Raw genomic sequence first — 14248 nt, forward strand, 5'->3', positions numbered from 1 at the left:
TTTTTAACTGTACTAGCAGCAAAAAAATACCGAAAGGACATATGTCCCATTATTATTCCTTTCTTATTGTTTGTCTAGTAGCATAAAAAAGGAGATTCATCATTGCAGTGTTTAACTTCAATCATTTACGCTATGCAAATTAGACGACTTTCGATTTATTCCATAATAAAGGCGCAATGGGTATCAGCTTTCCAGCTAATACCCATTGCGCCTTTTCGTGTATAAAGTTATTGTGCTGTGTAACCGCCATCGATGACGATTGTTTGGCCAGTAATGCTTTTCGCTTTGTTGCTTGCCAAATAAAGAGCAGCATCTGCAATTTCAGCAACGTCTAGCAAACGTTTTTGAGGCACAAGCGGTAAAAGAACTTCTGCTAGTACTTTTTCGATTGGCACATTACGTGTCTTAGCTAAATCAGCCATTTGACCACGCACTAATGGTGTATCGACATAACCTGGTGCAATTGCATTAACTGTAATGCTGTGTTCTGCTCCTTCTAAAGCAGCGACTTTTGTTAAGCCAATAACGCCGTGTTTCGCGCTGTTGTATGCAGCTTTGCCAGCAAAACCAATCAATCCATTGATAGAAGAGATGTTAATAATGCGTCCAAATCCTTGTTCTTTCATAATTGGGAAAACTGTTTTAGTCAAAATGAACGGCGCAGTTAACATGATTTTTAGCATCAATTCGTATTTAGCTGTTGGAAATTCTTCGATAGGAGATACGTGCTGCAAGCCAGCATTGTTAATGACGATGTCAACGCGACCATAAGTTTTTTTAGTTTCTGCTACTAAGTTTTGAAGCTCAGACTCGCTAGTAACATCAGCTTTAACGCCGATTGCTTCAAAGCCATCGTTTCTCAGTGATTGAGCAGATTCTTGTAACACTTCATTATTAATATCTGATAAAACGACTTTTGCGCCACTTTCTGCGAAGTGTTTCCCAATTTCAAAACCGATACCGCGAGCAGATCCAGTAATAATTACGACTTTTTGTTCTACCATGTTAAATTCCTCCATATAATGTAATTTAGTTTAATTGATGTGGTTATACTAAACCAATGCCACCCATAATAATGCCGACGATTACAGCGATTGTTGGAATAACCAATGCGACAACAAAGACATCTTTATATGTTTCTTTATGCGTCAATCCAGTTACTGCAAGCAAAGTTAATAATGCACCATTGTTTGGCAAAATAGATGCACCCGCAGCTACAGAAGCCATTCGGTGGAACACTTCTGGGTTGATGCCAGTAGTTTGTGACAAGTTATAAAACGTATCACCTAGTGTACTAAGCGCAATTCCCATACCACCTGAAGCAGATCCGGTAATCATGGCCATTACTTGAATCGCTAGTGATTGGGCAACCAAAGGGTTGTCCGATACATTAAGTAGCCATTCTGTAATGTTGTCAAAAGCAGGAACGATTGCGATAACAGCTCCAAAACCAACAGCCGCACTGGTGTTAAGGATAGCCATAACAGAACCTTTTGCTCCTTCGTTAATCGAGAAGATAAATTTCTTATAAACTTTCACGTTGATTAGCATAATACTAACAATACCAAGCATTAACGCATAAATTGGTTCAAGTTTTACAACGTTCAAAAGAATCACGACTACAATAAGAGGAACTAATGACAAGAACCAACTCGGTGTAGAACTTTCATCACTTTTTGAAGAACCAGGTGTTTCACGCATTACAAAACCTTCACCTTTTGCCGAAAGTTTTTTCTCTCGATACGCTAACCAAGCATAACCTCCAACTGCCATGATTAACGTAGTGACGATTCCAATAACTGGACCCGCCATTGGGGTTGTATTGTAGTAAGCAATCGGGATTAAGTTTTGAATCTGCGGTGTGCCGGGCATCGATGTCATTGTAAATGTGAATGCTCCAAGCGCAAAAGTAGGAACTAAAAGTTTGCGTGTAACGTTAGCTTCCCGGAACAATTCAAGTGCAATTGGGTAGACTGCAAATACCACAACGAACAAACTTACTCCTCCGTAAGTCAATAACGCAGATGCGATAAGCACGCCTAAAATTGCACGTTTGCCACCGATTAATTGAGTAACTTTCTTCGCAACAGCTTTCGCCGCTCCTGTTTCTTCCATCAATTTACCGAATATTGCCCCCAGTAAGAAAATTGGAAACCATTTTTGTACAAAATTTACTAAACCGTTCATATACGTATCGGTATATGTTGAGTAAACGTCTAGTCCGCTTAAAAGTGCTACGACTCCTGCTGCTAATGGAGCCACCCATATAATAGACCATCCCAAATAGGCAAGTGCCATTAATAGGATCAGTCCGATAAGAATGCTTAACATGTGTTCTCTCCTCTTTCTAATGTGTGAATCTATTATTTTTGCCGAAGCAAGGACTTATTATACATGAATAAAGATATATTGAAATAAATATATGCTAAATGATGAAATAAAAAACAATTGCGATATTTACATATTTTCTTGTATTTTTGTTATAAATGCTATTTGATAGAGCATCCATATGTGTGTTTGAAAAGCGGTTTTTAATATTTTAGATAGATCTAACAATTCATCGTACATTTAATGTTATCTTAAAATTATTAACTCGGACCAATTGTGAAACGAATCAAAATAGGTTCGCAATTAGCTTAACTAATCTATGAGGTATGGTGTCTTCTTTCATTTCTTATGGAAAATTGATGGCGTAGTTGTTTTGTTTACCGGGTTATCTTATTTGGAATTCCGGCGCAGACAAGCGAAAAAAGCGGGAGAGGGTTATAGTGGTTTTACTGAAAAGGCTGCTCGACACTAAATAAAGAAGACGACGCTCGTATAGAATTGTCGTCTACCAATTCCAAAACCCAACAGCTATTAGCATTTGTTCCTCTGGTTTTGGTTGCAGTTATGAACAGTTATTTAGTTCGAGCAATTCCGGGGTGGTATCCAAATGGGTTCGACTTTGCAGCTTTAGCACTGGTTAATGGTGCGGTTACTACAAGTGCGCTGGGCGATCAATTCAATAAAGCCATAGCTGCGGCTAACATCCCGCCAGAATTGTTTGGCATTGTCTAACTACTTATTTGTTAAAGAGCTGTCGAGTCTAAGGTCTCGGCGGCTTTTTAACATTATAGAAAGAAAAGAGCTAGATGATTTTAGCTACTAAGAAGGAGTAATGTAAAAACAATTGAATTACTAATAGTTAAGGGGTAAGCAGATACTGCTTATTTAAACTCAAGTAATTGGTGACAAAAATAGGATAGGGGTGCGTTATATGAATAAACTATCACTAGATCAATTTGAAAAAGCTGCTTTGTTTATAAAAACAACAGCACGACCTTTAGAGCGGACTTTATTTGCATGGGAATTTGAAGGTGGTAGCTCTGAGGCTATTTTAAGTGAAGTGAAAAAATTTCAGAACAAAGATGGCGGATTTGGTCATGGCTTGGAATCGGATTTTCGCTGTAAGGAATCTTCAGCTTTGGCGACTGCGGTTGGATTGCATCTTTTGAGCGATATTGGCGTAACAGAGACAGAAGCAACAGTGGAAAAGGGCATTCAATATTTACTAAATACGTTTAAGCAAGAAAAGCAAGGGTGGCAAATCGTCCCACGTGCTGTTGAAAATGCACCGCGAGCGATTTGGTGGAACTACAGTGAGGATTGGGCATGGGGCAATCCGACCGCTGAAATCATTGGACTTCTCCATCATTATCAGAATTTAGTACCGGCGGATTTCTTAGAAGAAATCACATCCCGCGCATTAAATTATTTAAATAACTTAACCACATATGAACCGCATGAGTTGCTTAGTTTTTTAAAACTGTATAAACAACTTCCTGCGTCGCAGCAAGCTGTTATTTTCCAGAAGTTGAGCGACATTTTAAAAGAATGTGTCACAACAGATTCAAATCAATGGGACTCATATAGTCTACAACCTCTTCAAGTGGTTTCTACACCTAACTCTGATTTTTACGATTTATTCAAAGAAACAATTCCAGAAAATTTAACGTATGTAATTCAAAAGCAATCTGAAGGTGGCTATTGGAATCCTACATGGCAATGGGGGCAATTTGAAAAAGAATGGGAAGTAGCCAAACAGGAATGGCAAGGTGTGCTAACGCTCACTAATTTGAAAATTCTTCGCGCATTTAACGCACTGGAAACGAGCTAGAATTCGTTCAAATGATTGTTCTGAATAGGAGCATACCCAAGAAAAAAGATGGATGAACTAACTAACTATAGTAAGCATTTATCAAGAAAATTGGAAAGGTGGTGGCATTTAATATGAGAAAGTTGATTTTGAATTTAGCCATTAGTTTAGATGGTTTTATTTCAGATGAGCACGGGGGATTTGGTTGGATTGTAGGGCACGGAGATACCAAAAACGACACGTCCGATGTATTTGATTTTGCCGAATTTATGGACAGTATCGATACCATCGTTATGGGCTCAAAAGCATACGAAGACGTAGTGTTAACCAACCTGGATACGTATGCCGACAAAAAGATTTTAGTTGCAACGACAAGAGAGCTCGAAAAAAGAGATAATGTCGAATTTATTCAAGGTGATGTTTGTAAAGTGGTCTTGGCATTAAAAGAAAAAGAAGGCAAAGACATTTGGTTATATGGTGGAGGAATTCTTGCCGATCCATTTGTGAAAGCGAACCTTGTAGATGAATACATTATCGGAATTATTCCAACCATTTTAGGAAGGGGACGCACGTTGTTTAAAGGGGACAATCCGAAAATTGATTTGCATCTTGATCGTGCGACTGTGACGGATGGAATCTCGATGTTAGTGTATAGCAGAAAATCAAGCTGAATTAAATTTCATAGGATTTAACGTCAATAATTTTTGCTGACTTCGCTGCATTGCTAAACGTCAGGACATAGCAAAACTCAATGTAATCGCCCTTTGATAATGTAATTGCGCCATTGACCGAAGCTAACTTCCCATGCGTAATAACTTGATAAATCTCGAGACCAATAACATGTTTTTTTTCGTTTAGTACCCATTTGATTAATTCATCTTGACCATTCACTACTTTGTTTTGGTTTATTTGATGCCATTGGATCGAGTCACTAGTGTAACTTTGTATGCTGGCAGTTTGGCCCATTAAAACCGCTAGTATAAAATCGAGTACAATTTGTTTTCTGGGGGCGTTGTTGCAGTCTTTTGGAATCACCAAATTTAGTTTGTCATCATTCTCACCCATTTTAGCCATCTCCTTACTAGTTTCAAATTGATTAAATCTTTTAACGTGCTGCGAGTTGTACTGTTAAATAAGGAGAACGAAGATGAAGCACTTAATATTTAAAGTTTTAATTTTTATAGTCTTTATTTTAATTATTATATTATCAGATACACCTTATTTGATAAAAGTCATTTTATCAGGCATTATGTTGTTTTTTCTTTTGCCCTTTGGAGATGAAGTCTTTTCAAAAGAAAGGCTTACTAGAAAGGTTAAAGCAGCTTTTGTCAGCACTGCAACTTTTGTCGTTTTACTCTATCTGTTTCCGGCTTTAATATACAAAGATGCACTCGTGTTAAGTAGCGTTGAAGAAAGTGCTAGCTTCTTTTATGTAGTACTATTTTCTTCTTTTTTAGGGTTTTTCGTTTATGGATTACCGGTATCTTTATTGTCAGACTGGATTTCGATTCGCTTTACTTACCGGTTTGCAATGGCTGCTTTTGTCCATATTGGATTTGGATTGCTGTTGTTTCAATTTTTGTACATACTTCCAGCTGTTTGTGCTGTCGTATTTTTAATAGTTGATGAAATGCTGCGTACAAAGAGTATAACGCGTTTGAATAATTGAGCTAAGAAAAGAGTTTAATCTATACAAAAAAACAAGTAGCGAAAGATTTCGCTACTTGTTTTTTTGTGAAATGTGTTAGTTCAATAAGTTAGTTGCTCCTATTCGTTAGAAAACACTTTTACAGCAAATGGAAAGTGCATAACTCCTGTATCTGAAAAGTTGAATTCTGCCCATAATTTATAGAATCCAGCTGATGGAAAATTGGCTTCAAATACCGTTTGATCACTTGATATGGGATGAACATGGAGAAATTGTTTTCCGTGTTCATCTAATACAACAACATGACCTAAAGCACCTAAATAAGGCAAAGGGGTTTCGTCCTTTAAGTTGAAGGATAATGTAGCTGGTTTACCAGCAATTAACTGGGGTCTTTCGAATGTAACTTTTTTACCGTTAAACTCTTTAGTTGAATACTCATTTTCAATAAGGGTTTCCCAATTAATTTCAGCTTACGGGATAAACTCCATAGAAAATGTATAGTTTCCTTAAAGAATACAATTCGGTAGCAAGAAAAAAGGAAGAAACATGATATCTTTTTATCACTTTTCTTCCTTTGAATATAAAAATATATTTTTACAAATTAGCTTTTCTTTTGAAAACACTATTTGTAGTCTTCGAGTTTTTTAGTAAAAGAAGAAATTCGAAAGTGAAAATTGTAAATCCAAGCCATACACCCCCAAAAACATAGCCAGCTAAAATGTCACTAGGAAGTTCTAGCTCTAAATACATGCGACTTATCGAAATTAACATCAAAAGAATGAATATGACAAAAGGGAAGAATGTACGAACCGAAACCTTTTCGATAGTTCTAACTAAGATAAAGACGACAATCCCATAAATCACAAATGTCATTAAAGACTGCTCGCTCGGAAATGAATACCATAGATTTTCTAGTGTTTGATTCAAAGGAGAGAAATTATGGAATATCCTTCTCAAACATTCTTCGTATATTTCACCGCCTCCAATAACCACTACCAGCAACAAAAATTAGGGCACTCTATCTTTATTTTTCCATAAAATCCAAAAGGCTATAAATAATAGACTGAAGATTAATGTGTTTCTAGAACCGAGGAGTGAAAAAAACAACATAAAGTTTGCCCAAGATTCAGTGAAAATAAACTGGATTACTAAATTCGTAATGTCGTTGAAATCTTGAAATTCATTTTCTAAAAAATCCTGTATTAACCCAAGCATTAAAAGAAACAAACCAAAAGTGACTATTGCTGTGCTTATTAATAAAGTGGCGACCTTTTTACGCGAATGCATCAAGTATAAAGAAATTTCCAAAAAACGAGTGGCATAATCATGGAACTGCGCTTTGTATTTTTTGTATAGATACATCCCGACTAAAAAAACAAGTACGAATACAGCAGCTATGAAGAAATATTTTTTGATCGAACTATGAAATTGTTCCCACTCGGGACCTAGAATTTTGCCGATTGTTATAAATAGACTGACCCAAAGAAAAGCGCCACTATATGCATATAAGGCATATAGTCGAAATGGTATTTGAATAATTCCGGAAAAATAGCCTGTAATATGTCTAATACCTGGTATAAAATACGCAACGATTAACAACTTATTTCCGTGTTTATTAAACCATACGGATATCTTACTGATTTTTGTTGGTCCCATATGAAAATGATGTCCATATTTGGTGAAAAAAGGTGCTCCTAATTTGCGACCGATAGAATAAGAAATGGTCATGCCGATTGAAGTACCTGCACCTCCTACGATTATGCTATAAGCCCAGTTTAAATCATGTTGGTACACAAGAAACCCGCTGTAAGTCATAAGAACTTCACCAGGTATAGGAAAAGCAATCAGTTCAAGAAGTAGTGCTCCGAACAAAACGATATATCCATACTGTTCAAGGTAAGCAATGATATTCTCCATAAGAAATGCCTCCAAATAGTATCTCGTATAAATTAGTTTACAGCAAAAGTGAATGTCACTCTAGGTTCAAACAAAATGGTGTGTCGTTTTTAAAAAATGGCTGTGTGTAATTTCAACTTCTCACTATATACATAAAACAATTTAAATGTGCAGTTTGTGTCCAATTTTCATATTCCTGTTTAACTAAAAGTGGTCTAGGGAAAATTCAAGTAATCGCAAAGCAGTGTGGACAGTAATTTTTAAGAACAAAAAATGTTCATGTGCTGGAGTACTTGTACATAGAATGGAGGAATGGAGAATGGCAGACTATAAAAAGAATAGTATTTCCTTAACGGGGGCTGTCGGATTAGGAACAGGCGTGATGATTAGCGCAGGGATTTTCGCCTTACTTGGCCAAGTCGCACAACTTGCAGGAGCTTGGTTTCCATTAATATTTATTGCTGGGGGACTTGTTACTGCGTTTAGTGCTTATTCTTATATTAGGCTAAGCAATGAGTTTCCATCAGCAGGTGGAATTGGCATGTTTTTAGTTCAAGCTTATGGTAAGGGGACGATCACAGCTGCAGCTGCCTTATTAATGGCCATTTCAATGGTTATTAACCAAAGTTTGGTTGCTAGAACATTTGGTACGTACACCTTACAACTTTTTGATGTGGATCAATCAAGTTATCTTGTTCCATTATTGGGGGTTGGGTTACTAACTTTCGCATTTCTAGTGAATATTTCTGGGAATAGTTTTATCCAGTCGTTTACATCCGTAGCGTCATTATTGAAAATTGCGGGATTAGCTGTGTTTGGAATAGGCGGATTAAGCGTCGCAGGATTTTCATTTGCACCCGCAGAGAGTGGTGGCAATTCGGTAGATCCTACCATTGCAAGCTATATTGCTGCGGTAGCATTAACAATTTTAGCTTTCAAAGGGTTTACTACGATTACCAATAGTGGTTCTGAAATAACCAAACCTAAGAAAAATGTAGGTAGAGCCATTATGATTTCGATTTCAGTTAGTTTACTTGTGTACTTATTAATCGCATGGTCAGTTTCTAGTAATTTGCCGTTGGACCAAATTATTAAAACAAAAGATTATGCACTTGCTGAAGCCGCTAGACCTGCATTTGGCGATTATGGACTTTGGTTTACTGTTGCTATAGCCATTATCGCAACAATTTCTGGAATTATCGCAAGTGTATTTGCTGTCTCTCGAATGTTAGCAATGTTAACAGATATGAAACTAATTCCTCATAAACATTTTGGTATGCCAGGGGATATTCAAATGCATACCTTGGTTTACACAATCGTGTTGGCGATGTTCCTAACCATCTTTTTCGACTTGAGTCGAATTGCTTCAATGGGGGCAATTTTATATTTGGTTATGGATATGATTATTCATTTGGGCGTGTTCAAGCATTTACGCAAAAAAGTGGGAGCCAATTCTGTGATCGTGCTAACAGCTTTATCATTAGATGCCATCATACTTACTGCCTTTATATGGGTGAAGATAAACTCTGATTTATTTGTAGTCGGTGTCTCATTTGTGTTTATCCTGCTAATTTTTGCAGGAGAGCGTTTCTTTTTAAAACGTACTGCTTAACCGATTTATAAATGTCGTAAAACTAAGCAAATAAATACCCCCGCAGAGCCAAGATTCGAGCTGGCTGTGCGGGGGTAATTTTTATTGGTTAATAGATTTCAATTTGTCCCATCATACCATTGTCTTCATGTTCTAATATATGACAATGAAATACGTATACGCCTTTCTCTGGGAATGTGACGAGTATTTTCACTTTTTCTCCTGGATTAACTAATATACTGTCTTTTAAACCTTGTTCGTCTGGATCTACTTCTTTACCATCACGAGATATAACTTTAAATTGAGTCCCGTGAATGTGGAACGGGTGAATCATACCACCCATCATATCTTTTTTATTGTAAACTTCCCACACCTCGGTCACGCCTTGTTCTTGGCGTAAATCAATGCGGTCGGCATCGAATTTCTTGCCATTAATGGTTACCATGTCCATCATGCCAAACAATTCGATGTTTTTTTCAACAGGCATTTCTTTTTCTTCTTGAGATAGGAATGGCTCTTCAGTTGTCCACATTTCAGTAGAATCTGCGGTAGCACCGTCAAGTTTCACATCAAATGGCAACAATTCAACGTCTTCATCATTTATGATAGCAAGCGATTCTTCGGCTGTTAGTTTTGAAAAATCTATTAGAATCTCTGCGCGCTCTGATGCCGCCAATGTCAATTCTTGAATCTCGACAGGTTCATCGAGCAAACTGCCATCAGATGCAATTTGCGTAAAGCTAGCGCCATTGCTTAAACTAAATGTGTAGTTTCGTGCATTCGAGCCATTTAATAAACGGAAACGCATTATCGGTTCCGTAACCGTTAATTTAGGATTGATTGTGCCATTAACGATAGAAACGTCTCCTAATGTGCCATCTTCATTCATAAGTTGATTGTAATTCAACTGTTTGTCTTCATCAAAAAGGCGATCTTGGAAAATCAGTGGAATATCGTTAACTCCATATTCGTTAGGTATAGCTGGGTCTTCCTTATCAGAGCTATCGATAAGCAACATACCTGATAATCCTCTATATACTTGCTCAGCCGTCATTTCATGGACATGGGGATGATACCACAAAGTTGCGGCTGGCTGATCGGCTTCGAGCGTTATGATCCGACTTTCTCCAGGCTGAATTTCATCAAAGGGTCCTCCATCTATCTCACCGGCAACTTCAAGTCCGTGCCAATGAAATGTAGTAGTTTCGTTTAAGTCGTTTGTAATTTTAACATCTACTTTTTTGCCTTCTTCTATTGTGAGAGTAGGGCCTAGTAAGTCGCCATTGTATCCGTAAGTTTCAGTTGATATTCCATTGAAAAATTCGGTAGTTCCTTGTTGTGCAACGACTTCATAATCATAATTTTGACCCTGCTGCTTTTCAAGTAATGGAGGTATAGCTAATTCATTTGAACCTTCAGAAGAGGCAAGTGAAGGGACATTACCATGATTCATCATTGAACCCATACCGCCCTGATTCATTCCTCCCATGCTTTGTTCAGAATCTTCTCCGCCCATCATATTTGAATTCATGCCACCACTATTACCGGAACAAGCAGATAAAGTTATTGCTAAAAAAAACAAGAATCCGATCAATCCAAATTTTTTATTCATTATATACCCTTCTTTCTTATCCGTAATATTTCTACTGTACCCAAAAGATATGCACATCTCGTGCAGGAATAGTGTCACTATGATGTACATCCGGATAAGGGGCAAAGAAGGATCCCTCTGCACAAAAAATCAAAATTATTCCTTTACACTTATTTTAGAACTGATAGATAGAAAGTAGGAGAACAGCGATGATAAAGCAGTTAAGATCGATGATTATAATGAGTGCGGTGATTTTAACAGGATGTAGTGACAGCGCTGAGTCCAAAAAAGAAATTCCGTATAGTGGGGAACTCAATCATGTTCATGGAATAGGCTACGCTGGTAATAATGGTGGATTGTATTTTGCGGCTCATGCAGGGATGAAAATTTATCGTGAAGGAAGTTGGTTCGCCATTTCCGACGACTTTTTCGATTATATGGGATTTAACGCAATAGACCAAGGCTTTTATACATCAGGACATCCGAGTGCCGACTCAACTATGCCAAATCCACTTGGGATTCAAAAAAGTTTAGATGGCGGAAAATCTTTGGAACCTATTGCTTTTGAAGGAGAAACGGATTTTCATGCAATGGCTGTTGGATATGTTAGTCATGATATTTTCTTATTAAACCCAGAAGCCAATTCCGAATTAGCAGCTGGTTTTTATAAACGCACAAGTACGGATGATCAATGGGATGCTGTGAATGCAGCAGGATTAGAAGGAGAACTTTCAGCGCTTGCTCTACATCCTAGTGACTCTAATTTTGTTGCAGCAGCAACATCTACTGGAGTGTACGTCTCAGGAGATGGTGGAGAACAATTTGATCGAATTACAAATGAAGTAGCTCGTGGAACAGCCGTTTTCTTTAATGAAACCGAATTGTATTACGCAAGCTATGAAGATAGTGCAAGATTGACAAAATATACAATTACAACAAAAAAAGAAGAACAAGTCAATTTACCAAATCCTACGCAAGATGCGGTAGCTTTTATTTCTCAAAATCCTGCAAATAAAGACGAAATTGGGTTATACACTCTGCAAGGAGAAGTTTTTTTAACCCAAGATAATGGGGGTACGTGGTTGCCTTTACTTCAAGAAGGCAAAGTAGATTAACATAAAACGTTTATAGCTAAGGAGAAGCCAATAAAAAGGAGTGGTTAAGATGAACGCTAAAAACTCACATCATAATCATGAAAAACAGACACCAGAACACGCACATGATAAAAAGAATGCACATCATTCAAATCACAATCACCAAGGTCACGGGAGACACGAGGATATGGTAGCTGATTTTAAAAAACGATTTTTTATATCCTTAATTTTAACTTTGCCAATTTTAGCTTTGTCTCCAATGATTCAACATTTTTTTAGAGTCGATTGGCGCTTTGATAATGACCTATATATTTTATTTGTTTTGTCAACCATTGTTTTCTTTTATGGTGGATGGCCATTTTTAACAGGAGGAATTCGTGAACTTAAAGATAAAAATCCAGGCATGATGACCTTGATCGCATTAGCAATTACCATTGCTTATGGCTATAGTACACTGGTTGTCTTTGGCTGGGATGGCAATCAATTGTTTTGGGAATTGGCTACATTAGTTGTCATCATGTTACTTGGTCATTGGATTGAAATGCGTTCGATTATGGGGGCTTCTAATGCTTTAGAGGAATTAATCCAGCTCATGCCAAGTGAAGCACATAAACTAGACGAAAATAACGATGTTCATGATGTGCCATTAGCGGACATCCAAAACAACGATCGATTGTTAGTTAAACCGGGCGAGAAAATTCCAGTAGATGGATTGATCATTGAAGGAAAATCAACAATTGATGAAGCTATGCTTACAGGGGAATCGCTTCCTATTGAAAAAGAAGAGGGAGACCAAGTTATTGGTGGCTCTGTAAATAATGAGGGTTCATTAATTGTTGAAGTAGAAAAAACAGGGGAAGCATCCTATTTATCGCAAGTGGTGAAGCTGGTAAAAGAAGCGCAAGAGTCTAAATCTAGAACACAAGATTTAACCAATCGCGCAGCCAAGTGGTTATTTTACTTAGCTATCGTAGCAGGACTTATAACCTTTTCTGTATGGATTCTCCTAGGCTTCACTGTAGATGTAGCAGTGGAACGAATGGTAACGGTTATGGTTATTACATGTCCTCATGCATTAGGTTTAGCAGCGCCCCTCGTAGTAGCCGTTTCAACATCAATATCGGCTAAAAAAGGGTTGTTAATTCGCAATCGTGCAGGATTTGAAGACGCACGCCACTTAAACGCAGTAGTTTTTGATAAAACAGGCACATTAACAAAAGGGGAATTCGGTGTTACCAATATTATACCGAGTGGCGATTATACAAAAGATGAAGTTCTGCAGTTTGCTGCTGCGATTGAACAAAATTCAGAGCATCCCATTGCGACGGGTATTGTGAGTTCTGCGAAAGATCAAGGACTTGAACAGAAAAGAGTAACAGACTTCGAATCGATTACCGGAAAAGGCATTCAAGGACAAGTAGGCGGTCAGAAAATAAATGTAGTAAGTCCAAAGTATGTAAATGATAATAATCTAAGCTTTGATGAACAGCAGTTTAATGAGTTATCAGAAGAAGGGAAAACAGTTGTATTTGTATTAGTCGAAGACCAACTCGCTGGTATGATTGCGCTCGCTGATATCGTACGAGAAACTGCTAAAGAAGCCGTATCGGCGCTGAAAGAACAAGGGATTCATTCAATTATGTTGACAGGGGACAATCAAAAAGTAGCGAATTGGGTAGCCAAACAACTTGGCATTGACGAAGTTTACGCAGAAGTGCTGCCAGATGATAAAGCCAACCAAATTAAAGAAATTAAAGATAAAGGTTGGAAAGTGGCGATGACTGGAGATGGTGTTAATGATGCACCAGCACTAGCAACAGCTCATTTAGGAATTGCAATTGGAGCGGGAACGGACGTTGCGATGGAAACAGCGGATGTTATTCTTGTTCAGAGCAACCCGAATGATGTAGTCGAATTAATGGAATTATCGAAAAAAACTTATCGAAAAATGGTTCAAAATTTATGGTGGGCAACGGGATACAATATATTTGCGATTCCATTAGCAGCCGGTGTTTTAGCGCCATGGGGAATTATTGTGAGTCCGGCAGTGGGAGCGGTATTAATGAGTTTGAGTACGATAATTGTGGCTATTAATGCGAAGCTATTAAAAGAATAATAGAAGAAACACAAATCCCTTTCTTGTGAAGTAGTGTGACAATATCGGGGTTTATTTTTGTACTTACAAGTAATACAAAAAAAGTTAAGAATTTTCACTCCTTTTTTGCATTTTTAGATAGCTTCTTGCTAAATTTCCTGTAATATGAAATTAAAGATGTAAAAAGTAAAATTT

General features: G+C 37.5%; 14 protein-coding genes. 7 read left to right on the top strand and 7 right to left on the bottom strand.

What is annotated here, in order from left to right:
• Positions 1-227: 227 nt before the first annotated feature.
• Positions 228-1004 carry a 3-hydroxybutyrate dehydrogenase gene (locus tag BCM40_RS08200; RefSeq protein ID WP_065526356.1) on the bottom strand — a complete coding sequence of 259 codons (777 nt, stop codon included), beginning with the start codon at positions 1002-1004 and terminating at the stop codon, positions 228-230.
• A gap of 43 nt (positions 1005-1047) precedes the next feature.
• Complete coding sequence (locus BCM40_RS08205) at positions 1048-2331, bottom strand: GntP family permease (protein WP_065526355.1); 1284 nt, start codon at positions 2329-2331, stop codon at positions 1048-1050.
• A 561-nt stretch (positions 2332-2892) separates the two neighbouring features.
• Between BCM40_RS08205 and BCM40_RS16570 the strand changes: the two genes are divergently transcribed.
• The 3 genes from BCM40_RS16570 (at position 2893) to BCM40_RS08220 (ending at position 4809) form a co-directional block, all read left to right on the top strand.
• Positions 2893-3060: a hypothetical protein gene (locus BCM40_RS16570; RefSeq protein WP_238323764.1), complete on the top strand. Its 168-nt coding sequence runs from the start codon at positions 2893-2895 to the stop codon at positions 3058-3060.
• 199 nt (positions 3061-3259) lie between these two features.
• The gene (locus tag BCM40_RS08215; RefSeq protein WP_065526353.1) at positions 3260-4159 is read left to right on the top strand and encodes a hypothetical protein; all 900 of its coding nucleotides are present in this window, start codon (positions 3260-3262) and stop codon (positions 4157-4159) included.
• 113 nt (positions 4160-4272) lie between these two features.
• Complete coding sequence (locus tag BCM40_RS08220) at positions 4273-4809, top strand: dihydrofolate reductase family protein (protein WP_065526352.1); 537 nt, start codon at positions 4273-4275, stop codon at positions 4807-4809.
• A gap of 1 nt (position 4810) precedes the next feature.
• On the opposite strand, the gene BCM40_RS08225 is transcribed toward BCM40_RS08220, so the two are convergent.
• Positions 4811-5203, bottom strand: coding sequence for a hypothetical protein (locus BCM40_RS08225; protein WP_065526351.1), 393 nt, complete (start codon positions 5201-5203; stop codon positions 4811-4813).
• Positions 5204-5285: 82 nt separating this feature from the next.
• Between BCM40_RS08225 and BCM40_RS08230 the strand changes: the two genes are divergently transcribed.
• The gene (locus BCM40_RS08230; protein WP_065526350.1) at positions 5286-5807 is read left to right on the top strand and encodes a hypothetical protein; all 522 of its coding nucleotides are present in this window, start codon (positions 5286-5288) and stop codon (positions 5805-5807) included.
• A gap of 98 nt (positions 5808-5905) precedes the next feature.
• Here BCM40_RS08230 and BCM40_RS08235 read toward each other — a convergent pair whose 3' ends face one another.
• The 3 genes from BCM40_RS08235 to BCM40_RS08240 all read right to left on the bottom strand — a co-directional run bounded on the left by BCM40_RS08235 (position 5906) and on the right by BCM40_RS08240 (position 7703).
• A complete protein-coding gene (locus BCM40_RS08235) occupies positions 5906-6115 on the bottom strand; it encodes a hypothetical protein (RefSeq protein WP_065526349.1) in 210 nt (69 codons plus the stop codon).
• 265 nt (positions 6116-6380) lie between these two features.
• Entirely contained in the window at positions 6381-6779 is a 399-nt protein-coding gene (locus BCM40_RS16575; RefSeq protein WP_272947700.1) for a phosphatase PAP2 family protein, read from the bottom strand.
• A 15-nt stretch (positions 6780-6794) separates the two neighbouring features.
• Positions 6795-7703 (bottom strand): DedA family protein, encoded by a 909-nt coding sequence (locus tag BCM40_RS08240; protein WP_238323766.1) that lies wholly within the window; start codon positions 7701-7703, stop codon positions 6795-6797.
• Between the two features lie 298 nt (positions 7704-8001).
• Here BCM40_RS08240 and BCM40_RS08245 point away from each other — a divergent pair, with 298 nt between their 5' ends.
• Positions 8002-9294 carry an APC family permease gene (locus BCM40_RS08245; protein ID WP_065526348.1) on the top strand — a complete coding sequence of 431 codons (1293 nt, stop codon included), beginning with the start codon at positions 8002-8004 and terminating at the stop codon, positions 9292-9294.
• 88 nt (positions 9295-9382) lie between these two features.
• Here the strand turns inward: BCM40_RS08245 and BCM40_RS08250 are convergent, their stop codons facing one another.
• A complete protein-coding gene (locus tag BCM40_RS08250) occupies positions 9383-10885 on the bottom strand; it encodes a multicopper oxidase family protein (RefSeq protein WP_083394495.1) in 1503 nt (500 codons plus the stop codon).
• Between the two features lie 188 nt (positions 10886-11073).
• On the opposite strand from BCM40_RS08250, the gene BCM40_RS08255 reads away from it, so the two are divergent.
• The gene (locus tag BCM40_RS08255) at positions 11074-11979 is read left to right on the top strand and encodes a F510_1955 family glycosylhydrolase (protein WP_065526347.1); all 906 of its coding nucleotides are present in this window, start codon (positions 11074-11076) and stop codon (positions 11977-11979) included.
• 49 nt (positions 11980-12028) lie between these two features.
• Entirely contained in the window at positions 12029-14074 is a 2046-nt protein-coding gene (locus tag BCM40_RS08260; protein ID WP_065526346.1) for a copper-translocating P-type ATPase, read from the top strand.
• Positions 14075-14248: the final 174 nt, after the last annotated feature.

Source organism: Planococcus donghaensis (assembly GCF_001687665.2).
Lineage (GTDB): Bacteria > Bacillota > Bacilli > Bacillales_A > Planococcaceae > Planococcus > Planococcus donghaensis.